The organism is Pseudoalteromonas sp. S327 (assembly GCF_005886415.1).
Lineage (GTDB): Bacteria > Pseudomonadota > Gammaproteobacteria > Enterobacterales > Alteromonadaceae > Pseudoalteromonas > Pseudoalteromonas atlantica.
Map to the genome: position 1 here is coordinate 1 of NZ_PNDP01000033.1, position 25,394 is coordinate 25,394.

Annotated in this window: 22 protein-coding genes; 16 read left to right on the top strand and 6 right to left on the bottom strand. The window is 41.8% G+C overall.

Translation table 11 applies throughout. The features are described from left to right. The first annotated feature begins 203 nt into the window (after nucleotides 1–203). The 5 genes from CWB60_RS10280 (at nucleotide 204) to CWB60_RS10300 (ending at nucleotide 6,291) form a co-directional block, all read left to right on the top strand. Entirely contained in the window at nucleotides 204–890 is a 687-nt protein-coding gene (locus tag CWB60_RS10280; protein WP_055014274.1) for a tRNA-uridine aminocarboxypropyltransferase, read from the top strand. Between the two features lie 775 nt (nucleotides 891–1,665). After that, nucleotides 1,666–2,670, top strand: a complete 1,005-nt coding sequence (locus tag CWB60_RS10285; protein ID WP_029773350.1) for a Fe(3+) ABC transporter substrate-binding protein — start codon at nucleotides 1,666–1,668, stop codon at nucleotides 2,668–2,670. Continuing rightward, entirely contained in the window at nucleotides 2,670–4,301 is a 1,632-nt protein-coding gene (locus tag CWB60_RS10290) for an ABC transporter permease (RefSeq protein WP_138577898.1), read from the top strand. Before CWB60_RS10285 ends, CWB60_RS10290 begins: the two co-directional genes overlap by 1 nt. Beyond that, nucleotides 4,302–5,348: an ABC transporter ATP-binding protein gene (locus tag CWB60_RS10295; RefSeq protein WP_138577896.1), complete on the top strand. Its 1,047-nt coding sequence runs from the start codon at nucleotides 4,302–4,304 to the stop codon at nucleotides 5,346–5,348. 43 nt (nucleotides 5,349–5,391) lie between these two features. Then, nucleotides 5,392–6,291, top strand: a complete 900-nt coding sequence (locus tag CWB60_RS10300; RefSeq protein WP_138577894.1) for a Dyp-type peroxidase — start codon at nucleotides 5,392–5,394, stop codon at nucleotides 6,289–6,291. Here CWB60_RS10300 and argR read toward each other — a convergent pair. Beyond that, nucleotides 6,288–6,755 carry a transcriptional regulator ArgR gene (argR, locus tag CWB60_RS10305; RefSeq protein ID WP_004587918.1) on the bottom strand — a complete coding sequence of 156 codons (468 nt, stop codon included), beginning with the start codon at nucleotides 6,753–6,755 and terminating at the stop codon, nucleotides 6,288–6,290. The two genes, CWB60_RS10300 and argR, sit on opposite strands and share 4 nt — an antisense overlap. Before the next feature lie 225 nt (nucleotides 6,756–6,980). Here argR and mdh point away from each other — a divergent pair, with 225 nt between their 5' ends. Beyond that, nucleotides 6,981–7,913, top strand: a complete 933-nt coding sequence (mdh, locus tag CWB60_RS10315) for a malate dehydrogenase (protein ID WP_004587919.1) — start codon at nucleotides 6,981–6,983, stop codon at nucleotides 7,911–7,913. A 94-nt stretch (nucleotides 7,914–8,007) separates the two neighbouring features. Here the strand turns inward: mdh and ispB are convergent, their stop codons facing one another. Further along, nucleotides 8,008–8,979, bottom strand: coding sequence for an octaprenyl diphosphate synthase (ispB, locus tag CWB60_RS10320; protein WP_054982281.1), 972 nt, complete (start codon nucleotides 8,977–8,979; stop codon nucleotides 8,008–8,010). Nucleotides 8,980–9,400: 421 nt separating this feature from the next. Here ispB and rplU point away from each other — a divergent pair, with 421 nt between their 5' ends. The 7 genes from rplU to CWB60_RS10355 all read left to right on the top strand — a co-directional run bounded on the left by rplU (nucleotide 9,401) and on the right by CWB60_RS10355 (nucleotide 15,083). Beyond that, nucleotides 9,401–9,712 (top strand): 50S ribosomal protein L21, encoded by a 312-nt coding sequence (gene rplU / locus CWB60_RS10325; protein ID WP_004587921.1) that lies wholly within the window; start codon nucleotides 9,401–9,403, stop codon nucleotides 9,710–9,712. A 16-nt stretch (nucleotides 9,713–9,728) separates the two neighbouring features. Beyond that, nucleotides 9,729–9,986 carry a 50S ribosomal protein L27 gene (gene rpmA, locus CWB60_RS10330; protein WP_004587922.1) on the top strand — a complete coding sequence of 86 codons (258 nt, stop codon included), beginning with the start codon at nucleotides 9,729–9,731 and terminating at the stop codon, nucleotides 9,984–9,986. Nucleotides 9,987–10,122: 136 nt separating this feature from the next. Further along, nucleotides 10,123–11,274, top strand: a complete 1,152-nt coding sequence (gene cgtA, locus CWB60_RS10335; protein ID WP_138577892.1) for an Obg family GTPase CgtA — start codon at nucleotides 10,123–10,125, stop codon at nucleotides 11,272–11,274. A gap of 72 nt (nucleotides 11,275–11,346) precedes the next feature. Beyond that, nucleotides 11,347–11,838: a type 3 dihydrofolate reductase gene (folA, locus tag CWB60_RS10340; protein WP_138577890.1), complete on the top strand. Its 492-nt coding sequence runs from the start codon at nucleotides 11,347–11,349 to the stop codon at nucleotides 11,836–11,838. 78 nt (nucleotides 11,839–11,916) lie between these two features. Next, nucleotides 11,917–12,294, top strand: a complete 378-nt coding sequence (locus CWB60_RS10345) for a DUF3718 domain-containing protein (RefSeq protein ID WP_004587925.1) — start codon at nucleotides 11,917–11,919, stop codon at nucleotides 12,292–12,294. Between the two features lie 319 nt (nucleotides 12,295–12,613). Then, nucleotides 12,614–14,539: a methyl-accepting chemotaxis protein gene (locus CWB60_RS10350; RefSeq protein WP_138577888.1), complete on the top strand. Its 1,926-nt coding sequence runs from the start codon at nucleotides 12,614–12,616 to the stop codon at nucleotides 14,537–14,539. A gap of 70 nt (nucleotides 14,540–14,609) precedes the next feature. Beyond that, nucleotides 14,610–15,083: a peroxiredoxin gene (locus tag CWB60_RS10355; protein WP_138577886.1), complete on the top strand. Its 474-nt coding sequence runs from the start codon at nucleotides 14,610–14,612 to the stop codon at nucleotides 15,081–15,083. A gap of 44 nt (nucleotides 15,084–15,127) precedes the next feature. Here CWB60_RS10355 and CWB60_RS10360 read toward each other — a convergent pair whose 3' ends face one another. Beyond that, the gene (locus CWB60_RS10360; RefSeq protein WP_096042327.1) at nucleotides 15,128–17,254 is read right to left on the bottom strand and encodes a S8 family peptidase; all 2,127 of its coding nucleotides are present in this window, start codon (nucleotides 17,252–17,254) and stop codon (nucleotides 15,128–15,130) included. A 329-nt stretch (nucleotides 17,255–17,583) separates the two neighbouring features. On the opposite strand from CWB60_RS10360, the gene CWB60_RS10365 reads away from it, so the two are divergent. Both CWB60_RS10365 and CWB60_RS10370 read left to right on the top strand, forming a co-directional pair. After that, nucleotides 17,584–18,768, top strand: a complete 1,185-nt coding sequence (locus CWB60_RS10365; protein ID WP_029774315.1) for a BaiN/RdsA family NAD(P)/FAD-dependent oxidoreductase — start codon at nucleotides 17,584–17,586, stop codon at nucleotides 18,766–18,768. A gap of 77 nt (nucleotides 18,769–18,845) precedes the next feature. Then, on the top strand, nucleotides 18,846–19,757 hold the full coding sequence (locus CWB60_RS10370) for a tetratricopeptide repeat protein (protein WP_235207496.1): 912 nt from the start codon (nucleotides 18,846–18,848) through the stop codon (nucleotides 19,755–19,757). On the opposite strand, the gene CWB60_RS10375 is transcribed toward CWB60_RS10370, so the two are convergent. Next, entirely contained in the window at nucleotides 19,754–20,860 is a 1,107-nt protein-coding gene (locus CWB60_RS10375) for an S-methyl thiohydantoin desulfurase family protein (protein WP_138577884.1), read from the bottom strand. The genes CWB60_RS10370 and CWB60_RS10375 overlap by 4 nt on opposite strands. Before the next feature lie 113 nt (nucleotides 20,861–20,973). Further along, on the bottom strand, nucleotides 20,974–23,118 hold the full coding sequence (locus CWB60_RS10380; RefSeq protein ID WP_138577882.1) for a TonB-dependent receptor: 2,145 nt from the start codon (nucleotides 23,116–23,118) through the stop codon (nucleotides 20,974–20,976). A gap of 196 nt (nucleotides 23,119–23,314) precedes the next feature. Here CWB60_RS10380 and CWB60_RS10385 point away from each other — a divergent pair, with 196 nt between their 5' ends. Next, on the top strand, nucleotides 23,315–23,833 hold the full coding sequence (locus CWB60_RS10385; RefSeq protein ID WP_024031376.1) for an Lrp/AsnC family transcriptional regulator: 519 nt from the start codon (nucleotides 23,315–23,317) through the stop codon (nucleotides 23,831–23,833). Between the two features lie 55 nt (nucleotides 23,834–23,888). Here CWB60_RS10385 and CWB60_RS10390 read toward each other — a convergent pair whose 3' ends face one another. Then, nucleotides 23,889–25,163 carry a purine-cytosine permease family protein gene (locus tag CWB60_RS10390; protein ID WP_138577880.1) on the bottom strand — a complete coding sequence of 425 codons (1,275 nt, stop codon included), beginning with the start codon at nucleotides 25,161–25,163 and terminating at the stop codon, nucleotides 23,889–23,891. Nucleotides 25,164–25,394 lie beyond the last annotated feature (231 nt).

Below are 25,394 nucleotides of genomic sequence, written 5' to 3' on the forward strand. Positions count from 1 at the left end.
TTTCTATATTAATTTTATTCGGGTTTTGTCTTTTGATTTTTCTTATCATTATAGTTTATAGCTGTTAGCTGATAGCTGATAGCTGATAGCTGATAGCTGATAGCTGATAGCTGATAGCTGATAGCTGATAGCTGATAGCTGATATCTATTCCCTTTTATTTTAGCTACAATACGCGCCGAACAAATTTTAGGTAATAGCCCCCTTGAAAAATCCCCAACATAACTCAGTATTAGTTTTGCGTGCTCAGCAAATTAGCGAATCGCGCCGCGAATTTAATGCCCGTGGCGGCAAAATGGAGCGCTGTGAGCAGTGTTTAATTGCTAAGCATTACTGTATATGTGAGGGGGTAGAACAAGCGCAGTGCGATGCTGGCGTGTGTTTATTAATGTATCATAATGAAAGCTTTAAACCGTCAAACACAGGGCGTTTAATTGCTGAAATAGTCCCTGACAACTATGCATTTAGATGGGACAGAACAGAGCCAAGCGCTGAGCTATTAGCTTTACTAAACAACGCTGATTATCAACCTATGGTGATATTTCCAGCTGAAGATGTAGAGCCGGGCAGGGCAACCACCGAAGTAAACATTGAGCCTGGCAAAAAGCCATTATTTATATTTTTAGATGGTACCTGGCGCGAAGCTAAAAAAATGATCCGCAAAAGCCCGTACCTAGATAATTTACCGGTGTTGTCGATCACCGCTGATAAACTATCAGATTACCGTTTACGCGTTGCACCTCACGCATACCAGTTAGGCACTGCTGAGGTAGGCATTATGGTGTTAGCGCTCGCAGGTGAGCAAGATGCCGCCTTAAAGCTTGAACAGCACTTTATAAAATTTCGTGATGCGTACTTACTTGGTAAGCGAAATAAGGGCAGGCCACAGTAACTTAATTTTAGGCAAAGAAAAGCGCGCTCTATCTCTAGGCGCGCTTGCGGAATCTTCTAATTTTGCATCCTGCAATTGAACTTAATCAACTCCAATTTTTACTTATCCATGTGATTACGATATTACTTTTTAGTTCTATGTAATTTAGGCTATCCGGGCCTATCTCCTTTAAATCCCTGTACATCCTGTAGTGGTAAAAACTATTACCTATTCCTTTTGGCACATCCTAGTGCAGTCCATTAATTTACAATTCCATTGTGTTGCCTCAAGGGCCTGTCCATTTAATTCCTATCACATCCTGTTAAACAACTATCCGCTGTTGTTATCCTTGCTGTATCGTCCTGATACGTTCCTTTGTGCAACAATCCATTGCGATACTCATCCTGAGCCTGTCCTAATTTCCGTGTTGTCCGTAGTAACCTAATCATTGGTTGTTCGAGTAAGCAGTCCATTTCCTTTTACTCGATAAGCATCACTGCTTGGTTGATGTAGTAATTGTAGCGTGCTGGTGCAACTAAAATAGGTTAAAACGGCTATAGATTTACTTATAAAAAATGAGTATTTATAACAAATTAAACAAAAACAACAGCTTACACTGGTTTTGCTGGGTTGTTATAGGTTTTTTTACTCATTAGCTGTCAGCTCTGTAAGAGATGTCTTACGCGGTATTTCCCTTTTGGTCATTAATTACTTATTTACATTTATGTAAAGAGTGTATATTTTCACGTATCACGATAAAATCCCCTGTAAATAATTACTATTTAGGTAAATTGATATGAGAACTGCACTGGCTATACTTACTTGTATTATTAGCGCTTCGCCTGCGTTTGCGAGCGATGTTGTTAATATTTACTCTTTTCGTCAACCGTTTTTAATTCAACCTATTTTAACTGACTTCACTAAGCAAACTGGCATTAAAACGAATGTGGTTTTTGCAAAAAAAGGGTTAATAGAGCGTGTTAAGCGTGAAGGAAAACACAGTAAAGCCGATTTAGTATTAACATCTAATTTTAGTGCACTTATTCAGCTAGAAGATCTAAATTTAACGCAAAGTATTAAAAGTGATCGCATTAAAAACAATATTCCTGCGTCGTATAGAGATAGCGACGGGCAGTGGGTGGCATTAACTAAGCGGGTTCGTAATGTGTATTCATCAAAAGAGCGCCTAGGTGCATTACCTGAACTCACCTACGAAGATTTGGCTAACCCACAGTACAAAGGACAAATTTGTACACGCTCTGGCAAGCACCCTTATAACCTTGGCTTAGTTGCTTCGATGATTGCTCATCACGGCGAGGAAAAAACTAAAACATGGTTAGAAGGTGTTAAAGCTAATTTAGCACGTAAGCCACAAGGTAACGATCGCGCGCAGGTAAAAGCGGTAAAAGAAGGTTTGTGTAATCTTGCTTTAGGTAATAGTTACTACCTTGGCAAAATGCTTCAAGACGACGAGCAAAAAGCGTGGGCTGAGTCTGTTTATATTAATTTTCCTAATCAGCAAAATCGCGGCTCACACATAAATGTTTCGGGTGCTGTCATTACTAAATATGCAAAAAATCCTGATAATGCCCTTAAGCTTATTGAGTTTATGAGCGAAACCAAAGCTCAAAATATGTATGCCTCTGTAAATATGGAGTACCCGGTTAAGCAAGGCGTTGAGCTATCAAGTTTAGTCGCCTCTTGGGGAAGCTTTAAAGAAGACGGCCTAGCACTTGATGAGATCAGTAAATATCGTCCGTTAGCCCTTAAGCTAATAGATGAGGTGAAGTTCGACCTTTAATGAATTTTATATTTAAGCTGTCTAAATGGCAGCTCTTTGCTTGGTCGACAGGGCTTTTATTGTCGGCCCCGCTGTTTTTTCTGATATATGAATCTTTACAAGGCGACTCAGAGGTATTTTCTCATCTGTGGGATACCGTGCTGTGGGATTATATTACTAACACCGTACTGCTTATTTTTGGCGTATGCCTGCTTAGCTGTGCAATTGCGCTACCGCTTGGCTGGCTCAGTGCGTATTGTTCCTTCCCCGGAAAAAAGCAATTTGAATGGGCGCTTATGCTGCCCCTTGCAATGCCTACCTATTTAATAGCCTATGTGTATACCGATTTGCTAGATTACGCTGGCCCTGTGCAAATAGCCCTAAGAGACTGGTTTGATTGGCACTCGCCAACGGATTATTGGTTTTTTGATATTCGCACTTTGCCCGGCGCTATGGTGATGATCGCACTTGTGCTGTATCCGTATTTATTTTTAATTTTTAAAACCGCACTGCGAGAGCAGTCATTTAAGCTAGTGCAAGCTAGTCAATTAATGGGTTTATCGCCTTGGCAAAGCTTTTTTAAGGTAAGTATAGTGCTTTCTCGTGGCTCAATTGTGGCAGCCCTTGCGCTCATAAGCATGGAAACCATGGCCGACTATGCAACGGTAAGTTACTTTGCAGTGAGCACCTTAACCACCGCGGTGTACGATACATGGTTTGGTTATTACTCACTCACGGCTGCAGCGAAAATATCGGGCGTTATGCTGTTACTGCTGTTTTTAGCTTTAATGGCGGAGCGCTTTAGTCGGCGTAACCAAGCCGTGTTTGAGCGTCAATCAGGTGTTAATAGCGAGTCGTTGTACAAACTTAAAGGTAAACATGCATGGCTGGCTACGTCATTTTGCAGTGTTATTTTGCTCATTGCTTTTATTATACCTATGTTGGTATTGCTAAATTATGCAATAACTTACTTTGATAAAGCGTGGAACACGGCATTTTTTAGTTACGCGTGGCAAAGTTTAAAAGTAGCTATTATTGTTAGCCTAGTCAGCATAATACTCGCTACACTAATCGTTTTTTATCAGCGTGTGGCAAAGCAAGGCTATTCTTTAATACCTGGTCGCTTAGCGAGCACCGGCTATGCACTGCCAGGTACGGTACTGGCTATTGCTGTGTTATTACCGCTTAGCGCATTAGAAAACTCAATAAATACAGTCCTTGAGGGCTACAACCTAGATATAGGTTTATTACTAACCGGCAGCATTGTCACTATTATAGTGGCTTACTTAGTGCGCTTTTATGCCATTGCGCACGGTGCTATAGAATCGAGCTTTGTACGTATTAGTCCATCACTGGATATGGCTAGCCAATCTATGGGTAAAAGCCAAGGGCAAACACTGCGCTTAGTGCACCTTCCTTTATTACGTCGGGGTCTTTTAACAGCTGCATTGCTTGTATTTATTGAGTGTATGAAAGAGCTGCCAGCCGCATTACTATTAAGGCCTTTTGACTTTGAAAGTTTAGCCACACATGTATTTCAATATGTGAGCGATGAGCAGCTTGAGCTTGCTTCTATTTCCGCTTTATTTATTGTTTTGGTTGGGTTGATCCCCTTGTATTTTATTAATCGTTCTATGGAGCAACGCAGTTAAATGAGCCGTTTAAATTTACAAGGTGTGGGTTATCACTACAGTGGCACGCATGTGCTACACAATTTAGATTTAACGGTGGGTCAAGACGAAATTGTGTGTTTGCTCGGAGCCAGCGGCTGCGGTAAAACAACCACCTTAAAAGCAATTGCTGGCCTTATTGAAATAAATGAAGGTAGTGTATTTATAGATGGCAAATGTGTAAGCGACAAGCATACATTTGTATCACCAGAGCATCGTAATATAGGGATGATGTTTCAAGATTATGCCCTGTTTCCGCACCTCAGTGTGGCCGATAATATTGCGTTTGGGCTGGGTAAAGTAAGCAAAGCGCAAAAACAGCAACGGGTAGAGGAAATGCTAGAGCTAGTGCATTTAACGGGGTGTGCAAAACGCTACCCTCATCAGCTCTCGGGTGGCCAGCAGCAACGCGTGGCTATTGCGCGGGCTTTGGCTTATAAGCCAAGTTTATTGCTTCTTGATGAGCCTTTTTCGAACATAGATACACAAGTACGCTTTGAGTTAATTGCTGATATTAGGCGCATTATTAAAGCGCAGCAGGTTTCTGCGGTATTTGTTAGCCACTCAAAAGAAGAAGCCTTTGCGTTTTCAGACACGCTAGCCATTATGCACCAAGGAAAAATAGCCCAACAAGGTACACCAGAGCAGCTTTTTGCCATGCCAAAGACAAAGGAGGTTGCAGAGTTTCTGGGTCAGGGCATATACTTAGGCGCAGAAGTGTTAACGGCAACTGAATACATAACGCCTTTTGGTGTCGTGCAATCGCAGCATGAGCATACGCACAGTGCAATAAAAGGGGTGGTGTATATTCGTCCGCACCATATTGAGCTTGCGCAAAATACGCAGGCCGATAACCCTCAAGGTGTGAGCATTTTAAGCCGTCGGTTTATAGGCTCGGCTTATGTTTACACTGTTGTAATTGCAGAGCAAGAGATTGAAGTTGCCGCACAATATGGCCAGTCATTTGAAATAAATGAACAGGTTATAATAAAAATAAAACCTCACACGGTGAATTTTTTCGAATCATAACAAATGTGTTATTCGCTGTGTTTTATAAAGCTAAGGAATAACAATGGCGCAAGCGCAATCTGGGATTTGTGCTGAAGCAAACTTACACGGTTTGCATTTATTTTTTAATGTATTTGATGGTCAAGACGAGTCATTGCGCGCAAAGCTTAAGCGCGTAAGCGCAATTGAAGAAGAGTTTAGTGATCAGTTTTCCGAAGCCATGCTCTCTTGCATGGTGGCTATAGGCGCGCAATATTGGCCGCATATACTACCTGAATATATCCCAAGCGAGCTGCAAAGCTTTCCTAATATAAATCACAGTGATTTTGTTATGCGCGTACAGCCATGTGATTTATTCATACAAATTCGCTCAGACCGAGAAGATGTTAATCACCTTTTTGCATTGCAAATATTAAAGTTGTTTTCGCCCGATGTAGAGCTAGTTGAACAAATTCGCAATTTTAGGTTTTTAGATGGGCGAGACTTTAACGGCTTTATTTATGCAGGCGACACCCCACATGGACGCCAAAAACGATTCACGGCACTGGTTAATAACCCCGACAGCTTTGAACACCAAGGCAGCTATATTCATGTACAGCGTTATAAACATGACCTGAGCGTATGGCAGCATTTATCACTAAGCGAGCAAGAGCATATTATGGGCCGCACGCGTTTAGATAACACTTTAATTGAGCCTAAGGTAGATACGAGCCACGCGACTAGAAGTGAGCTAAAAGATGAAAGCGGCCAAGCTATACTGCTTAACCAAAGCATGCCGTATGGCGATGTTTACGAGCAAGGCATGCTAAGTATTACATGCTCTGCATCGGGAAGTGCGTTTGAAAAGGTACTTAACAGCCGCATAGGAAAAGGGGAGTGTTACGACCACTGGCTTGATTTTACTCAAGCCGATATGGGCTCAGCGTTTTTTGCGCCGTCAGTTAGTTTTTTAAAACAGCTTTAAACCGTATCAAATAAAATGCGTACGCGCTCTAGTGTAATGTCTATTTCAGATATTTTTGCTGGGGCAATAAAAATAGTGTCATCTCCGGCAATTGTGCCCAATACACCATCCGCTTTGCCTAGTGAGTCTAATAAGCGGGCAATTAACTGCGCAGCGCCTGGGCTGGTGGTTATAATAATCATCATTTCGTTATGCATAATATCAATAACAAGCTGACGTAGTGGGCTTTTAGCAGTCGGTACGCCCATTTCTGCGGGTAGGCAATAAACCATTTCTTGTTTAGCATTACGAGTACGCACAGCGCCAAACTTGCTAAGCATGCGTGACACTTTACTTTGGCTTATATTGTCAAAGCCTTGCTCTTTTAATGCTTCGACTATTTCGCCTTGCGAGCCAAAGTTCTCTTCTTTTAAAAGTGCTTTAAACGCTTTTACCAGCGCTTCTTGTTTGTCTTGTGGTTGCATAGTCTTTATTCATTTTTGTTATTTATAATGCAAATTCTACACAAAAATGAATAATTATGCAGCAGTTGTTTAGTTAACTTGCCAGTTTGCTGCGATAAACCAACAAAGTTTACAACTATGGTCGAAAATATACCTGAAATAAGCAGGATAAATTTGTTTTTAGTCGCTAATTTCATTATCTTAAGAGCCACAAATATTTCCTACCTCAAATTACGGAGAATTCCAATGAAAGTTGCTGTATTAGGTGCTGCAGGCGGTATCGGTCAAGCGTTGTCTTTATTATTAAAAACAGGCTTACCAGCTGGTTCTGAATTATCACTTTACGATGTTGCACCAGTTGTACCAGGTGTTGCGGTTGACCTATCTCACATCCCTACAGATGTTAAAGTAGCAGGTTTTGGCGCAGACGATTTAAATAAAGCGCTTGAAGGGTGTGATATCGTACTTATCCCAGCGGGTATGCCACGTAAACCAGGTATGGATCGTGCGGATTTATTTAACGTAAACGCAGGTATCATCAAAACATTAGCAGAAGGCATTGTAGCTAGCTGTCCTAAAGCGTTAGTGGGTGTTATCACTAACCCAGTAAACGGCACTGTACCAATTGTTGCTGAAGTATTCAAAAAAGCAGGTACTTACGACGCTAAGCGCGTATTTGGTATCACTACGCTTGACGTAATTCGTTCAGAAGCATTTGTTGCTGAGCTTAAAGGCGTAGACGTAGCAACCGTTAAAGTACCAGTAATTGGTGGCCACTCAGGCACAACCATTCTACCTCTACTTTCTCAAGTTGAAGGCGTAAGCTTCACTGAAGAAGAAGTAGCTACACTTACTCCACGTATCCAAAATGCAGGTACTGAAGTAGTAAATGCTAAAGCGGGCGGTGGTTCAGCTACATTATCTATGGGTGCTGCTGCAGCACGTTTTTGTATGTCTTTAGTTAAAGGCCTACAAGGTGAAGACGTAGTAGATTACGCATACGTTGCTGTTGAAAATGGCGATGCAGAGTACTTTGCTCACCCAGTACGTTTAGGCACAAACGGCGTAGAAGAAATTCTTTCTTACGGCGAGCTAAGCGCATTTGAAGAAAAAGCTAAAAACGACATGCTTGAAACTCTGAAAAAAGACATCAAAGAAGGTGTTGATTTCATGGCGTAATAGCCAAGTTATGCACAAAAAAGCCTGCTTATGCAGGCTTTTTTATTGCTCGAAAATTATGGCCCTTAAATACTAATTAAGGGAGGCTGCAAAGTTAGTGATCTCGCTCTACAGCTATACGCGCTAAGCTGATTAACGCTTGCTTGTACTGCGACTCTGCTAAAAAGTCTAAACAGGCAATGGCCTTGTCTGCTTCTTGCTGCGCCTTTTGCATTGTAAATTCAAGTGCGTTGGTTTGTTTAAGTGCCGTTAAAATAGCCTCAAGGTTATCCATACCATTGCAATGCTCAATGGCATCACGAATAAGGGCTCTTTGCTGATCACTGCCGTGCTTCATCGCATATATTAGCGGCAAGGTTGGCTTACCTTCTGCTAAATCATCACCAATATTTTTACCTAATTGGTCAGCGTCTGCGTTGTAATCAAGTACGTCATCAACTAACTGAAAAGCAGTACCTAAATGCATACCATATAAATTAAGCGCATCTAACACACTGTTATCTTGCTCGGTAATAATAGCTGCAAGCCCTGTAGCGGCTTCAAATAATTTAGCCGTTTTAGAGTAAATAACCTGCATGTAACTTGCTTCGGTGGTATTAGGGTCGTTGCAATTCATAAGTTGCAATACTTCACCCTCAGCAATCACGTTGGTGGCATCAGCAAGCACTTGCATAATTTGCATTTTGCCCAGCCCCACCATAAGTTGAAACGAGCGGGTGTAAATAAAATCCCCAACCAGCACGCTGGCAGCATTACCAAATTCGGCATTTGCAGTCGGTGTACCACGGCGCAGGTTAGATTCATCAACAACATCATCATGTAATAGTGTTGCAGTATGAATAAATTCAACAATCGTTGCCAAAGTAATGTGATCTTTACCTTGGTAACCCAAAGCTCTTGCTGCCAATATTGCCAGCATCGGGCGTACGCGTTTGCCGCCGCTGTTAACGATGTACAAACCAAGTTGATTGACTAACGCCACATCTGAGCGCATTTGCGCGTGTATAAGTTGATTGACGTCATTCATATCGCTTTCGATTAACGCCTGGATAGCTTTTATATCCATTGATCTCCGAGCCAATTTTTATGTGTGAACGGCGCCGATTGTACAACAAAAAAAGCACTAGCTCGATATTTTGTGACGATTCATTAAAAAAACCGAGTTAAAAACCTTAATTAGCGCTTAATTAGGGTATTTAATTGTATATTTCACACTCAAAGCGCGACTATTTATTGCGCAGTCAATGGGTTCTGGAGTAGGCATAGCGACACGTAAATTTATTTTGTCTTTGCACTAAAAAGCGCTTGGCAACAGGGCAATTTAATATAAAATGGGGGAAATATTGAATTGCTCTCAATGCAGCTACTTTTTATTCATTTTAATTACAAAATAGGCTTGCTAGTTTTTATGCATTAGCGTAAACTTCGCGCCCTATCGAAGAATATTTTAGTTGCGTCGATTTGAGGGCGCACAGACGGAGTTAATTATGTACGCGGTTTTCCAAAGTGGTGGTAAACAGCATCGTGTGACTGAAGGTCAAACGATTCGTCTTGAAAAATTAGACGTTGAAACTGGTGCAGCAGTTGAATTTGATTCAGTACTTTTAGTTGCTGATGGTGAGAAAATCGAGATCGGTGTACCGTTCGTAAACGGTGGTAAAGTAACAGCTGAGGTTGTTTCACATGGTCGCGGTGAGAAGATTAAGGTTGTTAAATTTAGACGCCGTAAGCATTCTCGTAAGCAAATGGGCCATCGTCAATGGTTCACTGAAGTTAAAATCACTGGCATTAGCGCTTAATTAGAGGTACTTAGAAATGGCACATAAAAAAGCAGCTGGTAGTACTCGTAACGGTCGCGATTCAGAAAGCAAACGCCTAGGTGTTAAGCGTTTTGGTGGCGAATCAGTTCTAGCGGGTAGCATTATTGTTCGTCAACGTGGTACTCGTTTCCACGCTGGCGCAAACGTAGGTATCGGTAAAGACCACACTATCTTCGCAAAAGCAGATGGTAAAGTTCAATTTGAACAAAAAGGTCCTTTAAACCGTAAATACGTAACTATCGTAGCTGAGTAATCAGTAAGGTAGTAAAAAACCCCGCCTTTGCGGGGTTTTTTGTTTTCAGAAACGTCAAATATATACCCAAGCCTGCATTTACGTTGGCTTGGGTATATAATAGTTAAATTAAAGCCAATCCCTAAAGTGAGTAATCATGAAGTTTGTAGATGAAGTAGAAATTCGCGCAGAAGCTGGTGACGGCGGCAGCGGTGTCGTGTCTTTCCGTCGAGAAAAATATGTACCAGACGGTGGCCCGGACGGCGGTGACGGTGGAGACGGTGGTAGTGTTTATCTACAAGCTGATGAAAACTTAAATACCCTAATTGATTACCAGTTTGAGCGTTTTCACCGTGCCGAGCGTGGTACTAATGGTCAAAGCCGTAACTGTACAGGTAAAAAGGGCGAAGACTTGGTAGTAAAAGTACCTGTGGGTACACGTATTACCGACGTTGACACTCAAGAGGCGTTAGGCGATTTAACGCAGCATGGTCAAAAAATTGTGGTTGCAAAAGGTGGTTTCCATGGCTTGGGGAATGCACGTTTTAAATCAAGTACTAACCGTGCTCCACGTCAAAAAACGTTAGGTACTCCAGGTGAAGTTCGTAACCTTAAATTAGAGCTTATGCTACTTGCCGATGTAGGCCTATTAGGGTTGCCAAATGCAGGTAAATCAACGTTTATTCGCAGTGTATCGGCAGCAAAGCCAAAAGTAGCTGATTACCCGTTTACCACGCTAATTCCTAATTTAGGGGTGGTGCGCCCAGAGGCTAACAAATCGTTTGTAATAGCCGATATTCCGGGCTTAATTGAAGGGGCCTCAGACGGTGCTGGCCTAGGTATTCGCTTTTTGAAGCATTTAGAGCGTTGTCGTGTATTGTTACACGTGATTGATGTGATGCCTGTTGATGGTTCAAACCCTGTTGATAATGCATTTGCCATTATTAACGAGTTACACCAATACAGCCCTAAGCTTGCTGAAAAGCCACGCTGGTTAGTGTTTAATAAAATAGACCTATTACCAGAAGATGAAGCGCAAGCTTTGTGTAAGAAAATTGCGCAAGAGCTAGGTGAAGAAGAAAACGTTTACCGTATTTCAGCAGTCAATAAGCTTAATACTCAGCCATTAATTCACGATATTATGGCATTACTTGATAGCATGCCTAAAGAGAAGTTCGTTGAGATTGAAGACGAAGAAGTTGAGTTCAAGTGGGATACTTATCATCAAAAAGCAACCAAAGGCGATGATGATGATTGGGACGACTGGGATGAAGACGACTACGATGTAGAAGTGGTCTACGAGCGTTAATAAAAAACATATTTTAAAAAGGAGCATAAGCTCCTTTTTTATTTTTTAAGAATAAAGTACTAGGTATTTGATGTGATAATTTCAATGATCGCCGCAATGGCAAACAACCGTGTAATTGGTCTTGATAATAAAATGCCGTGGCATTTACCCGCCGATCTACAGCATTTTAAAAAGGTAACAACAGGCAAACCTGTCGTTATGGGGCGTAAAACATTTGAATCGATAGGTCGTCCTTTACCTGGGCGTCGCAACATAATTATTACCCGTAATAGCCAGTATAGCGCTCAAGGTATTGAGACGGTCACCACCCCAGAGGCTGCGCTAGAGCTGGTTAAAGCCGAAGAAGAGGTGATGATAATTGGCGGTGGTAATATTTATCAGCAGTTTTTACCAAATGCCGATCGTTTATATTTAACCTTTATAGATTTAGAGGTTGAAGGGGATACGCAGTTTCCAGATTACCAAGCGGTAGCAACGTGGGAAAACGTCGACGAACAGTCAAATAAACCCGATGAAAAGAATCAATATAGTTATAAATTCGTAACTTTATATAAAAAAGATTAACATTATTGCGAAACTTACAGCAGGTTGGTACAATATTAGACAATCAACATAGGTAAAAAGTACCATAAAGGGTGTTTCATGTTTAAATTGTCAAAGCTAATTGTTATTACAGCCGTTGCTGCTGGTTCGTTAATGTATACCGTGCCTGCTAAAGCCAATGATCAATTAGCAGTATCTATTTGTGAATATATCGCAGCTGATGATAAAAACCGTTTACGTAGTAAACTAAAAAGCTCACGTGTAAAAATTCGCAATATTTACGATGCTATTCAATGTAATGGTAATAATTTACTTCGCCATGCTGTAGTTAGTAACGCTGTTGACTCGGGCGAGTACATAGTTAAAAACTTATCAAAAAGCGCACTGTCTGATGGCGCTGATATAGCATGGGCTGAAGGCAATGGCCACGGTGGCTCACCGTTAATTGCTGTAATTAAAGACCGTGCTGGCCTTTAATTAACACAATAAAATAAAAACCGCGCTGGTCGCGGTTTTTTTGTGCCTGGCGTTAGCTAATACGCAGCGCTTTAACAAATAGCTGTATTAAGCCTCTTATAATTTGAACACCCAAGTGATGAAGCTCTTACCTTGTAATTAACCCGCGTTTCTTATCTTTAATAGCATATAAATTAAGTCGGTTGGTTTAATAAAGGCGCTATATTCACTAAGCCTTTACTCGTATATTTGCCGCAAATATACGTGTTTTCTCTGAGTTACATAAAATTGTCATAAATAGTTAATAGTCTACGCGCTTAAACAATAGGGGTTGTTATTTATGCGCGTATCATCTTTTACTCGGCTGTTAGCCATACTGTTAACATTGGCAAGTATTTTATTAGCCATCACACTATTTTGGGCAAGCCAAACTTTACTTAAGCTTGAGCAACAAGACAGCGCATACAGTAAATTAAAAAACACGATTTTAGTCAATTTAGCCGGTGACTTAGGCAGTTATCTAGAACAAGGTGATAGCCAATACTTAAATCAATCATCAGCCCTAATTGAGCAAGTAAAAACACAGCAACTCACAGTACTCCCCTCGGTACTTGCCGAGCAATTAAATGAGCAGCTCAGCACGTTAGATACCGATATTAAAGGTAAGTACAGAGCGCTGGGTAAATTGTCGGGCAACGAAACGGCGTTACTTGATAATGCAATTCGCCAAATGGCCGGCTCAGCCTCGTCACTGATTGGTTATGCAAAAAAATCCCCTAATCAAAATAGCGATGCGCAAGCTTATTACACACTTGGCGCTGATTACTATAACGAGGTGACCAACCTTGCCTTATTTACTTATCAACTAATCGTAAGTTACGACAGCAATACTGAACAAAGTTTGCAGCAAAGTATTACTAATTTAAATGCGTTAGCAGCCAAAATAGAGCAACTCCCTAATTTAGGTGTTATGAGCGAAGTTGACGAAGATGCTCTATTTTTTGACGGAGAAGCTGAAGATTTGGCCGATGAAATAAAATCTGAAATTACCAGCTGGCCTAACCGCTACCCCCGCGATTTAGCCAGTACATTAGCGCAAGCCCAGGAACGTGAAGCCGGCACCAATGAATTGCGTGAGCAAATTAGCTTGCTCTCTAAAACCGTTATTAATGCAGAGCAGCAACTAAAACACGCACAAGGGGCGCTTAAAGAAAACGTATTTTGGGTATTTTGCTTTGCTATTGGCGCTTTGGTGATGCTAGCCGCAGGGGTTTATATTGTGCAGCGTAACCAAGTGCTCAACCCATTAAGGCAACTCAGAGACGGGTTTGCCTTTTTAATTGAAAGTAACGAGCTTAAAAACATTGAAAGTAAGAACCCAAAAACAGAGGTTGGCGAAATAGCCAGTTACTTTAATTTATTAATTGAACGACAGCGCAAAGAGGCACAAGAGCGTGCTCAAATGCTAAAAGTGGTAAATGATTTTATGCAGCAAATGAGTGAGCATTTGCAAACTATTAGTCAAAAAGCGTCTACAAGTCATGGGCAAGTGGAGCAAAACCAACATTTACTTGCTGATATTCAACAAATTGGCGAGCAGGTAAATAATATTAATGCCCAAGTGGCTGATAACGCCCAACACACTTTTAGTGCAATGGAGCAAAGTTTAGGCTTTGCACAAAGCATGCTAAGTGCCAGCTCAGATACGCAAACACGGGTTGAGCAAAGTATGCAAAACCTACAAGAGCTGCTTGCGGGGGTTGAAGGCGTTGGGCAAATTATTGAAGTGATCCGCAATATTGCCGATCAAACAAACCTACTAGCGTTAAATGCAGCAATTGAATCAGCACGTGCTGGCGAGCATGGCCGAGGCTTTGCTGTTGTAGCTGATGAAGTACGCCAGCTTGCCCGCCAAACTCAAGGCTCATTGAGCGATATTAATGAGCAGCTCACACTACTGAGCGAAAAGTCGGGCACAGTATCTACACAAATTGCGGCCTTAGCAGATGGCGCGCAGTCGCAAACACAAAACGCGCAAGAGCTAAAAGTAAACTCAGAGGGCGTGGCCGATAACGCTCAGCAAGCCAACAAAGTGGCATTTGAGGCCATGGAGCTGGCTAAACAGCAAAGTAATTTGCTAGATAACTTTAGCCAGTCAATGCAAAGTATGAAAGGCCAAGTAAGCGAATCAAGCTTACTAGTTGACGATATTCATAGCCAGTTACAACAGCAAATGCAAACCATAAAAGTAAACCTTGGCTTGTAAATACCTGCTAACACAAAGGTAATTAGCGTTATACTGTAGGCTCATTAATCAAATGCTTTAAGGATTTATCATGATTGAACAAGGTCAAACGTTACCCGCAGTTACATTAACGCAGCTAACAGACGAAGGCATGCAAACTCACACTAACGCTGAGCTTTTTAATGGTAAAAAGGTTGTGCTTTTTGCTGTACCGGGTGCATTTACGCCTACCTGTTCAAATGCGCATTTACCTGAATTTATAACCCTTAGTGATAAAATTAAAGCAAAAGGTATTGCGGCAATTTACTGTGTATCGGTTAACGATGCTTTTGTAATGAAAGCGTGGGGAGAATCTCAAAATGCCCAACAAATCGACATGTTAGCAGATGGCGATGGCAGTTTTACTAAAGCATTAGGGCTTGATAAAGACACCGGCAGTTTCGGTGGAACACGCTCTAAGCGCTATGCAATGATAGTCGACGATAATGTAGTAACAGGACTGTTTGTTGAAAAAGACAAAGAGTTTTCAGTAAGCCGTGCTGAATCTGTGTTAGAAAAACTATAATCGCATTATTAAAGCCCTAAGTGCATGCACTTAGGGCTTTTTAATTATGGCTGGTATTGGCCACTTAATGTTAAACCCGAAAAGGTTCTGTAAGCGTTAACGCTTAAATGCCACGTACCCGCTTGCGGATTGCTAAACGTACATGTTTCTGCGTTGCCGTTTTTATAAGGACGACAATCGTAGCTAGATGCGGTAGGTTGGCTGCCAAACTTAACAAATAAGTCAGCATCACCTGTACCACCTGAGGTGGTGACCGTAAATGTGCTCATTCCTGCTGGCACATCTAAGGTATAGTGCTTCCAGTTACCTGTTGTAGCCGTTACATCGCTCACCGTGCCGCCACCGGCTTCTGGTGTAGTTGAACCGCCACCTGTAGAACCACCTGTAATATTACCCACTAAACTAACGCCAGAATAAGCCGAGTAGCCACGAAGCATTACATGGTATGTACCAGCGGTTGGGTTATCAATAGAACACTCTTCGCTATTACCGCCTTTGTACGGACGACAATCGTAGCTTGAGGTAGTTGGTTGGCTGCCTGCGCGTACGTATAAATCTGCATCGCCGCTACCGCCACTCATTGTGAACGTAACATTCGTTGCGCCACTTGGTACTGTCATCGTGTAATACGCTTGTGAACTTGCAGCGCCGCTTAAGCCTGTTTTAGCTTCGCCATCTGTCAGTTCGCTATCGCCACCGGTAGGAGGTGTTGTACCGCCACTTGCTGCGGCTACAGCGGCTGCTGCATCAACAATACCTGTACCACAACTTGTACACGTTGCTGGGAATGAGCGGGTGGTCGATTTTAAAATGCTTTCTATTTCATCTGGGGTAGCATTTGGTTTAGCTTGCTTTATCAGGGCTGCAACACCGGCAACATGAGGCGCCGCCATTGATGTACCTTGAGAGAACGCATAGTTATCGCTTGAAGGTGTAGACGAGCCTGAATTATAGGTTGATAAAACGCCTTCAGAGTCGTTTGCAAAGCTTTGTGCGCCGCCCGGCGCTGCAACATCAATATTGCTACCATAGTTTGAATAATATGCTCGTCCGCCGTTACGTCCAACAGAGGCAACATTAACAACGCCACTACAGTTACCTGGGTTATAGTTTGCTGAGTTATCGTTATCATTACCGGCAGCAATAACCACGACTGCACCGTTGCTGCGTGCCGTGTTAATTGCGTTTTGTGTGGTAGAGCTACACGAGCCGCTGCCACCTAAGCTCATGTTAATTACATCAGCAGGGTTTGAGTTGGCAGGAATGCCCGATACACTTCCGCCAGATGCCCAAATAATGCCATCAGCAATGTCTGACGTTAAACCACCACACTTACCAAGTACACGTACAGGCACAACTTTAGCGCCATAAGCCACACCGGCAACACCTTCACCGTTATTAGTAACAGCCGCAACCGTACCTGCTACGTGCGTACCGTGCCAGCTTGAGCCTTGTGCGCCGTTATTTCCACATTCGCCAGCAGCTACAGCATCGCCCGGATCGCGTGCGTCACTGTCGCGACCGCCGCCATCGTTTGCTACCGATAGGTTAGAGATCATATCGTAACCCGGTAAAATGTTAGCATTTAAATCAACATGTGGGCGGTAGCCAGTATCAAGTACCGCAACTACTACGCCACTGCCTGTTGCAGTATCCCATGCGGTTGGTAAGTTTAGGCCGCCAGCTTGCTCGTAGTAGTGCCATTGGTCGCCGTAACGAGGGTCGTTAGGCGTTGCAAATGGTTTTAACATTTGATCCACTTCAATGTATTCAACATTGCCAGAATCAACCATTTCTTGCATAAATTCTTGTGCTTCTGCAGCGCTCAGCTTTTTATCTGCGCGCATAACATGGTGGTTATTAAGCGCCATTGCACGGATGTACTTCGCTTTTACTTTACCTTTTTTAGAAGCGAAATTTTTTACAAAGCGTTGAGCACGCTTTTTCATATTTGCAGGGCTTGCGTCAGCAGACGAGATGCTTAGCATATCGTTCGCGCTATTTTTGTACTTAATAATAAACTGAGTTTCAAAACCCGATTGGCTTTGTAGTTTGGCTGTGGTTTCTGCCATAGAGGTAGACACATCTTGAGCAACACTTGCAGATGCTGCAAATACCGTACTAATAGTGAGCGCGATAGCGCAACGCTTAAATGATTTACTTGTTGTCATAATTATCCCTAGTTGTTATTAGTTAGTTCGTAATATTAAATTACGAAACAGAAACAAAGGTAAATGATCTGTTAATTTCTTTAAAATAATAATTGCTTATGTACCTATTTCTTTTAGTTATAACCTAGGTGTACGGTGCCTTTGTCGTTGTTTAGTATTTATCATATAAAACAAAAATAAGTATAAAGGATTGTTATTTTTACACTGTTTAGAAAAGCCCATAGCTAGCCTTGGTTACATTTGTTGCTATAAATTTAATAATAAATTCTATTCAGAGTGTTTAAACAAACTTTGCTATAATCGGGCAAATTTTTGAGTAGGGCGAAGTAATGAATCAAGTAGATGTAATTGTGATTGGCGCAGGTGCAGCCGGATTAATGAGTGCAGCACAAGCAGGTTATCGCGGGCGTAGCGTTACAGTGCTTGATATGGGCAAAAAGCCTGGTCGAAAAATTTTAATAAGTGGTGGTGGGCGTTGTAATTTTACCAATGAAAATGCCAGTCCAGAAAACTACTTATGCAGTAACCCTCACTTTGTTAAGTCGTGCTTAAGCCGCTATACACAACACGATTTTATTGAGCTGGTGGACCGCCACGGCTTGGCATACCATCATAAAACCTTAGGCCAGCTGTTTTGCGATAACAGCGCGCAGGATATAGTCGATATACTACTTACCGAATGCGAGTGGGCTGGTGTTAATATTAAATTGCGCAGCGAAGTGTTAAATGTGGCTAAAACCGACATTGGCTACCGTGTTACCACTGAACAAGAAACACTGACTTGTGAATCACTAGTTATCGCATCGGGCGGTTTAACAATGCCCAAGCTTGGCGCCACTCCTATAGGCTATAAAATTGCAGAGCAGTTTGGCTTAAACGTACTACCTACCATGGCGGCGCTTGTGCCATTTACTTTGCATCAACACGATAAAGAACGCTTTGAAGGGCTTTCAGGAATTAGTATACCGTGCGAAGTGTCTAGCGAAGACGGCACTGTATTTAAAGAGAATATTTTGTTTACTCACCGAGGTTTATCGGGGCCTGCCATATTGCAAATAAGCTCATTTTGGCGAGCGGGGCAGGCAGTAAGCATAAACTTGCTCCCTGATCTCGATTTAAAACAGCAACTGGCTGATTGGCGAGAAACACAAGCCCAAAAATCATTAAAAAACAGCCTTGCGACTATTTTACCCAAACGCTTTATAGACATACTGCACGACAGCAAAGCTATTCCAGATTGTAATATTAATCAGCTTACCCATGCTCAAATAGATGAGTTAGCAAGCTATATTCACGCATGGCAAATAAAACCTAATGGCACAGAGGGCTATCGTACCGCCGAGGTAACTTTGGGCGGCGTTGATACTGATGAGCTGAGCTCTAAAACCTTTGAAGCTAAAAAAGCCAAAGGCTTATATTTTATAGGCGAAGTAACCGATGTAACAGGCTGGCTTGGAGGCTACAACTTCCAGTATGCGTGGAGCTGTGGGTTTGCATGTGGGCAATATGCATAAGTATTTCAGCGTATTGTGATAGATGAGATAAAAATATTACACTCTTAATTAAGGTGATTTTAAAGAGTGTAATATTGGTGCGTATATTTTTGCTGTTAAGTATTGTCGCTACAAGTTTTAATGCATTAGCATCAGAAAACTACAGCGATCATGAAGCGTTTTGCTTGCAACAGCCCAAAACGCACTGTTTAACTTATATTGAAACGCGCCTTAATGAAGTCAAAGATAACCCTGCACAGTGGTACAAAATAAAAACCTACCAATTTGATTACTACTACGACTACCAACAGTTCGAAAACTTACTCAACGCTATTACTCCTTTTTTAGAGCAAGATAAGCTGCCCGATGTATTTAAGCTACAAATGTATTTTTATTACGCGAAAGCACTTAACTATATTGGCAAAAAAGCAGAAGCTAAAACGTATGCCGCTAAAGCGTTTACCCAGTTAGACGGGATATATAATGCTTTTGGTGACCCTTTAAGATTAGTGGAGTTGGCTAACCTACACTATGTGTTTGGTAGTAAAAAAGCAGCGATGCGATTACTAAGAGATGCCGAGCAGCGCTTTGCAAAAAATAACGATCCTATTTTTCATTTAGAGCTGCACATTAACAAAGCGCATATTTACTTAAAGTGGCAGCAATACGAGCACGCAGTAAAAAGTAATTTAATGGCCTATAACGCCATAAAAAACACCAACCACGCTGCTAAAATAGTGCTTGCTAGCGGTAACTTAGCGTACAGTTATCAGCAAAATAAAGAGTATTTAGAAGCTATAAATTATTATAAAACCGCATTCAAATCTACTGAGCCCTCAAGCATTTACCATGCTATTTATAGCTTACGTTTAGCGCAGGTATATTTACAAATAGGTAAAAAGGTACAAGCGAAAGAATGGCTTAGTCGCATTGATAGAAACGCCACCGAGTTTGGTAAAGGCCATGCTGCATTGTATAGCAAGCTGCAGCACGCCCTTAGCAATAATTAATTTGCAATCGCTGCTTTATATGGGGTGTTAACGCCTGCGTAACGCGGGCCAAATATTTCTAAACCTTTAGGGCCTGTAAATTCCTTTGGCGCTGGTAAAATTACAACGGCTACTTTCATGCCTACCGCGTAATTAGGATTAGTAATGGGTGTGCCTGTTTGGCTGTTAATACAGCATATTAAATCAGGAATAGTTACGTGCACTTCATCATTTAAAAACGCGGCCATGTTTTCGTTTTTAACCGTTATTTTGTAGTTGTTATTTACAAACTCGCCTAACCCTTTAAGTGTTACTTCGCCTAACGTAAAACCCTCTACGGTGTTAAATTCAAATGTGCTTACCTCGCCTTCAAAGGCAACAAAGCCGCCGCCGTGCTTGGCAATTATGTGTGCGGTGTTAGCGTGCTGTGCGTTGGCGTCACGCATTGCTTTACCGAGTTTAAGGGCTTTACTAATAGTGCCGTGAATAACCGCGTTTTTCATTTGTTCAATAGGTAAAATATGATCAATGGCTGCTATGTCGTTACGGCTAATTTTAGCCAGTGCTCGCACGACTGTTTCGGCGCGTAAGTCATCCATTACATTTTCGCAAATAAAGCACTCACCAAATTCATTCGCGGTAATAATGGGCGCTGCGGGTAAGTTATTTAAATAATAGGTTGAATGGGTGATCTCCGGTACTGCGCGCCCAGCGGGGTCGGCATCAATAATATAGCCGTCAAACATTGCAGCTAAGTAAAACGATACTGCGGTGTTTGAGCCGCCAAGCTCACAACAAATAGTGCCATAAATAGCATCGTTACCTGTGTATTCAAGGGTGCGCTGGTAAGCAGCTAAAATCGCATGCTTAGTGCTGCGGGGCAAGTTTTCATAAGCGCGTTCCTCTTGTTCACTTAAAGCAGAAATAGCGCCTAACATGTAAGGCGTACAAACAAGCTCACCCGCGGGGACTTCATCGGCACTAATTAGTTTAAAGCTTTTACCCTGTGCGAGTGCTTCGTCAATATAGGCAATGCCTTCACTTAACTCACCGCCGCCGCCAGTGCCTAAAATGGCGCAGCCGTATAAAATATCAATAAGTTGGTCACGATTAAGAATTTGCATGTGTGTATCGCTATTAGTTAACTCATACCCATCCCCAAAACAGATCACTTAATTAAGCGGATTGGTATAAAACAGCAGGCATTAAAAAAATACCTGCTGTAAAGGTGAAAAAATTAAAATTGGTAACTGAGCTCAATACCGTAACTACGAGGCTTATTAGGTTGGCGCACTAAGTCTGTAACCCCATCGGCTAGTAGAAAAATATCTTCAATAGCGCGCTCATCCGTAAGGTTGTCTACGTAAACTTGAACGCTCCACTGCTCTGATTTAAGCCCTACACCGGCATTTAGGTAGGTATAACGCGACGACTCAACATCAGGAATATCAATACTGAATGTTTTAGGGCCTTCAATTAATAGCTCAGCGCGCGAGAACAATGACCACTCACCGTTTAGTGCTAAGTTATGATTTGCCGACAGCCCGTAGTTATACTCAGGCACCCAAAATTGTGGCCTGCCAGCCAGTTCGGGGCGCAGTGCAAAGTGTTTAATTTCTGAATCAACAATACCTGCACTGAGGTTAATACTTAAATTGCTGGTGGCAGCAAAGGCGGCTTCTAGCTCTAAGCCTTTGGTTTGTACTTCGTCAATAGAGAGGTTTTCAAGGGTGAAGGTATCTATATTAAATTGGGTAAATTGCGCATCGTTTTGCTCAATAATAAACGCGGCGCCATTAAGGGTAACTTTGTTATTAAACAAAGCAGTTTTAAAGCCTATTTCGTAGCTGTCAGAAATTTCTTTATCAAAGGTGCGGCTAATACCATCGGCCGGCTCGTTAAAGCCCCCACTTCTAAAACCACGCGAATAGCCGGTGTAAAGTAGTAGGTCGTCATTCATTTGGTACGCCAAGGTAACTTTAGGTTGTAATTGGCTAAACGATTTTTTAGCGTAAGTGGCGTCTTTATTGGTTGGGTCGAACGACTCACGAGTATCGTGATCGTAACGCATCGCACCGGTGAGCTCTAACTGCTCGTTTATATCGTAGTTAAACTGCCCAGCAAGTGCCCATGCATCGCTGCTGTTGTTATCGATAATTGAAAGGTAGGGCTCGTCATTAGCAAAATCTGCACGCGTTAAAATTTCGGCATCGGTAAAATCATCGTAAAATAATACCGCAGTATCGCGGTCGCGCTGTTGATAAAACGCCGACACCGACCATCTAAAAGTCTGATCCGACTGGGATATAAACCGCGACTCTAGCGTTAACGATTCAATATCGTATAACCCTTCAGTACCAAATGGGGCTCTAAAAAAACCATCTTCGTCAATAAAGGTGGCATCGGCAGAGTAGTCGCCATCGTAAAAGTGCTCGTTTTCTGAATTGCTGTACGCGGTGACAAACTCAAATTTACCTAAATCGTAATGTTGGGTTAGCTTGGCGCTTAGCTCATACACATCACGCTCATCTTGGTTAATAATATTTTGTGAGGTATTAATTGAAAAGTCTTCAATGGTGTCATCGCTCACCCCTTGGTAGTAAGCAAACCCAGCTTCGCTTGAGGTGTATTTACCTTTAAGATTTATTGAGGTGTCTTCGCTTAGCTCAAACTCTAACTGTGAAAAAACCGATTGCTCTTTTAACGGGTCGGCGTAATCGCCTGTGTAGGCATTTTTAATCAGTCCGTCGGTATCTTTAATGTAACCACCGGCTCTAAAATAAGCGGTGTTTTCATCGTTAAGCGAACCCGATACAACCGCATTCAAATTATACGTGTTGCCATTACCGACTGAGCCTTTAATTTTACCTTCAAAGTCTTCAATAGGTTTTTTAGTTGTCACAATAACCGCACCACCAATGGCGCCGCGGCCATACAGTGCCCCTTGTGCGCCACGCATAACTTCAATACGTTCAATATCAACTAGATCTTGGTTTATAAACTCTAAATAGGGGGCGGTAACACCATCAACTACAAACGCTAATGGCGGATCGCCCACCTGCGGTGTAATTAAGCCACGAATAGTAATACGGGCAAGGCCGGGCCTAAAATTATCGAGCTGCGATAAGTTGGGAGTTAAATTAGCAACATCACGAAAGTTAGTAATACGTGATTTTTCGATTGTCTCGGCGCTAAATGCGGTAACAGAGTCAGGCATGTTTTGTATCGACTCAACACGCCCGCGCGATATCACCGAAATTTTTTCTATAGTGTCAGTTACTGTTTGTTGTTGTTCTTGCGCATGCACATAGTTTATGCACGACAGGGTGACTGCCGATGCTAATAGTGTTTTACGAAAGCGTATTTTGTTGTATCTGCTCATGTTCTATGTCCTAATGTGACTATCATGGTGATGTTACTTAGTGATAAACATTGTCGCTTTTTCAGACAAAATAATATTTTGTAAACCCTTAATACAGCACACACAAATTGCTGAAAATAACGCTTAAGCGCGTAATTTTATGTATATGTTGACCTTAAATTTACAAAATTAATTATTATTAAATGTGAAACCGGTTATGAAAAAAACGATAAAAATAGACAGGTATAATCAGAAAATACTGGCAATTCTGCACCTAACTGCCGATTTAACAAACGTTGAATTGGCCGAGCAAGTTAACTTGTCGCCCAGTGCATGTTTTCAGCGAGTAAAAGCATTAAAAGAGGCGGGATATTTTAGAACCTTTCATGCTGATATAAATTTAGAGCAAATTTGTGAGCACGTGTTTGCCTATATGGAATTTACCCTAGAGGACAATAACCTAGCAGCACGGCGTAAGTTTTTAGCTGACATACACAACATCCCCGAAATAATGGATTGCATGCAACTAAGTGGCGATATTGATTATATTTCTTTTTGTTGCTTTGCCGATATTCAAGCGCTTAATGCAATGTGCGACAGGCTAACCGGCAGCTCACAGTATGCAATAAAAAAGCTGACTACACGCATAGTGCTTGAGCGCGCTAAGTTCTTTTTAGGCTACCCGCTGGAAAAACTTAAATGGCGAGACGAGATGAAAGTAGACGACGAAGAGTAGCTCCCTAATTTAGATTAATAAAAAGGCGCTTTATGCGCCTTTTTATTGTTTAAAGTTATTGCTGAATAACCGGTTTGGGGGCAATGGCTTTTGCAAACAGGGTATAAATAACGGCCGTTAATATAATGGCGTCAATCACGGTAATACCGCTCATTGATACGTTAAATAAAGTGCCATTACACACCGCATATGCCGCGCCTACAAACCATGCGCTAAATGCGGGAAGTGAAAAGTTAGCGTTATTTGCCAAAGCCGCTGCGTTATAAGCATGGGGTTTAATAAACAGTGCATCAACAATAATTACGCCCGCTACCGGTACAAAAATATCAGACAAAAACGCTAAAAAGCTTATAAACATATCTAAAATATTTATAAAGGCTGCGCCAATTCCCACCAAACCTAATAACACAATAACCCACTTTTTATGCCAATACGGGAAGGTAGCCTCTACGCTAAGTGCGGTACTGTACAGGTTTAACGAATTTAAAATCCAGCTGCCTGCTATCACAATAAAAAACGCCGAAAACCCCAAATTAAGCGCAAGCATTAAGCTTAATATTTCGGTTTCTTGCATGGCCGCTGCGGCAAACACAGCCACAAAAATAACCAAAAGCTCAATAACCATATACGCAATAAATGAGGTGTACACGCCGCCACGTTTTTGCTTAGAAAAACGGGTTATGTCGGGCAATATTATTGCGCCAATAATAACGCCGCCAACAATGGCAGCTACACCATCTTCAAGAGAAAGCGCTGCTGATTTTTCTAAATTAATAAAATCAACCAGTGGCATACTATCGAGCGCGCCAAAAAGCATCATAGCGGTGACCGCAGCCAAAATAGGGATCATGATAGAGGCCAGCACATTAATGGCTTTAAACCCATACAATGTGGTTATGAGCATGGCGCAACCTGCGACTATATCGATGGGCCATTCGGGCATAATAATATTAAATTCTGCACTGAGTAAGCGCACCACGGCATTAGAAAACAAATCAATATTTACGCCAAACCAGCCAATTAACGATAAAGCAAAGGCAATATTAACAATGCCCGCGCCAGCATTACCAAACGCTATTTTTACCAATAAATAAGAGCTTAAGCGGCTTTTTACACCTATGGTGCCCATAGCCCCACCAATAAGGGTTAATATAAGTGAGCCAATAACTAACGCCCACAGTGTATTACTCACACTTGAACTTTGATGTATTTCTAGGCCGGTGATAAAAGTGGGCAGCGAAAAGCTGAGCATAGCGGCTATGGCTGCAATGCGCGGCCAGGCAACAAGTTCGTTGCTATTAATAGTGTGGGGGTCGTTCCCGTTTGGCATTGCCAGTTTCTCTTTTTTATTATCTTTTATATTACTATACGCCGCTGGCGTGCAAAATTTTTTATTATTAGGTGTTTATTCAAAATATGAGGTTTAAAAAGTAGGGTGCGCACAAAATTATATTTTGTGGTGATTATTTTTAGGGTGTTAAAGGCGTAACTATTTAGGCAAAAAAAACCGCCAAAAAGGCGGTTTAAAGGTCTACACAACACAATTAAATGTTTTACCTTA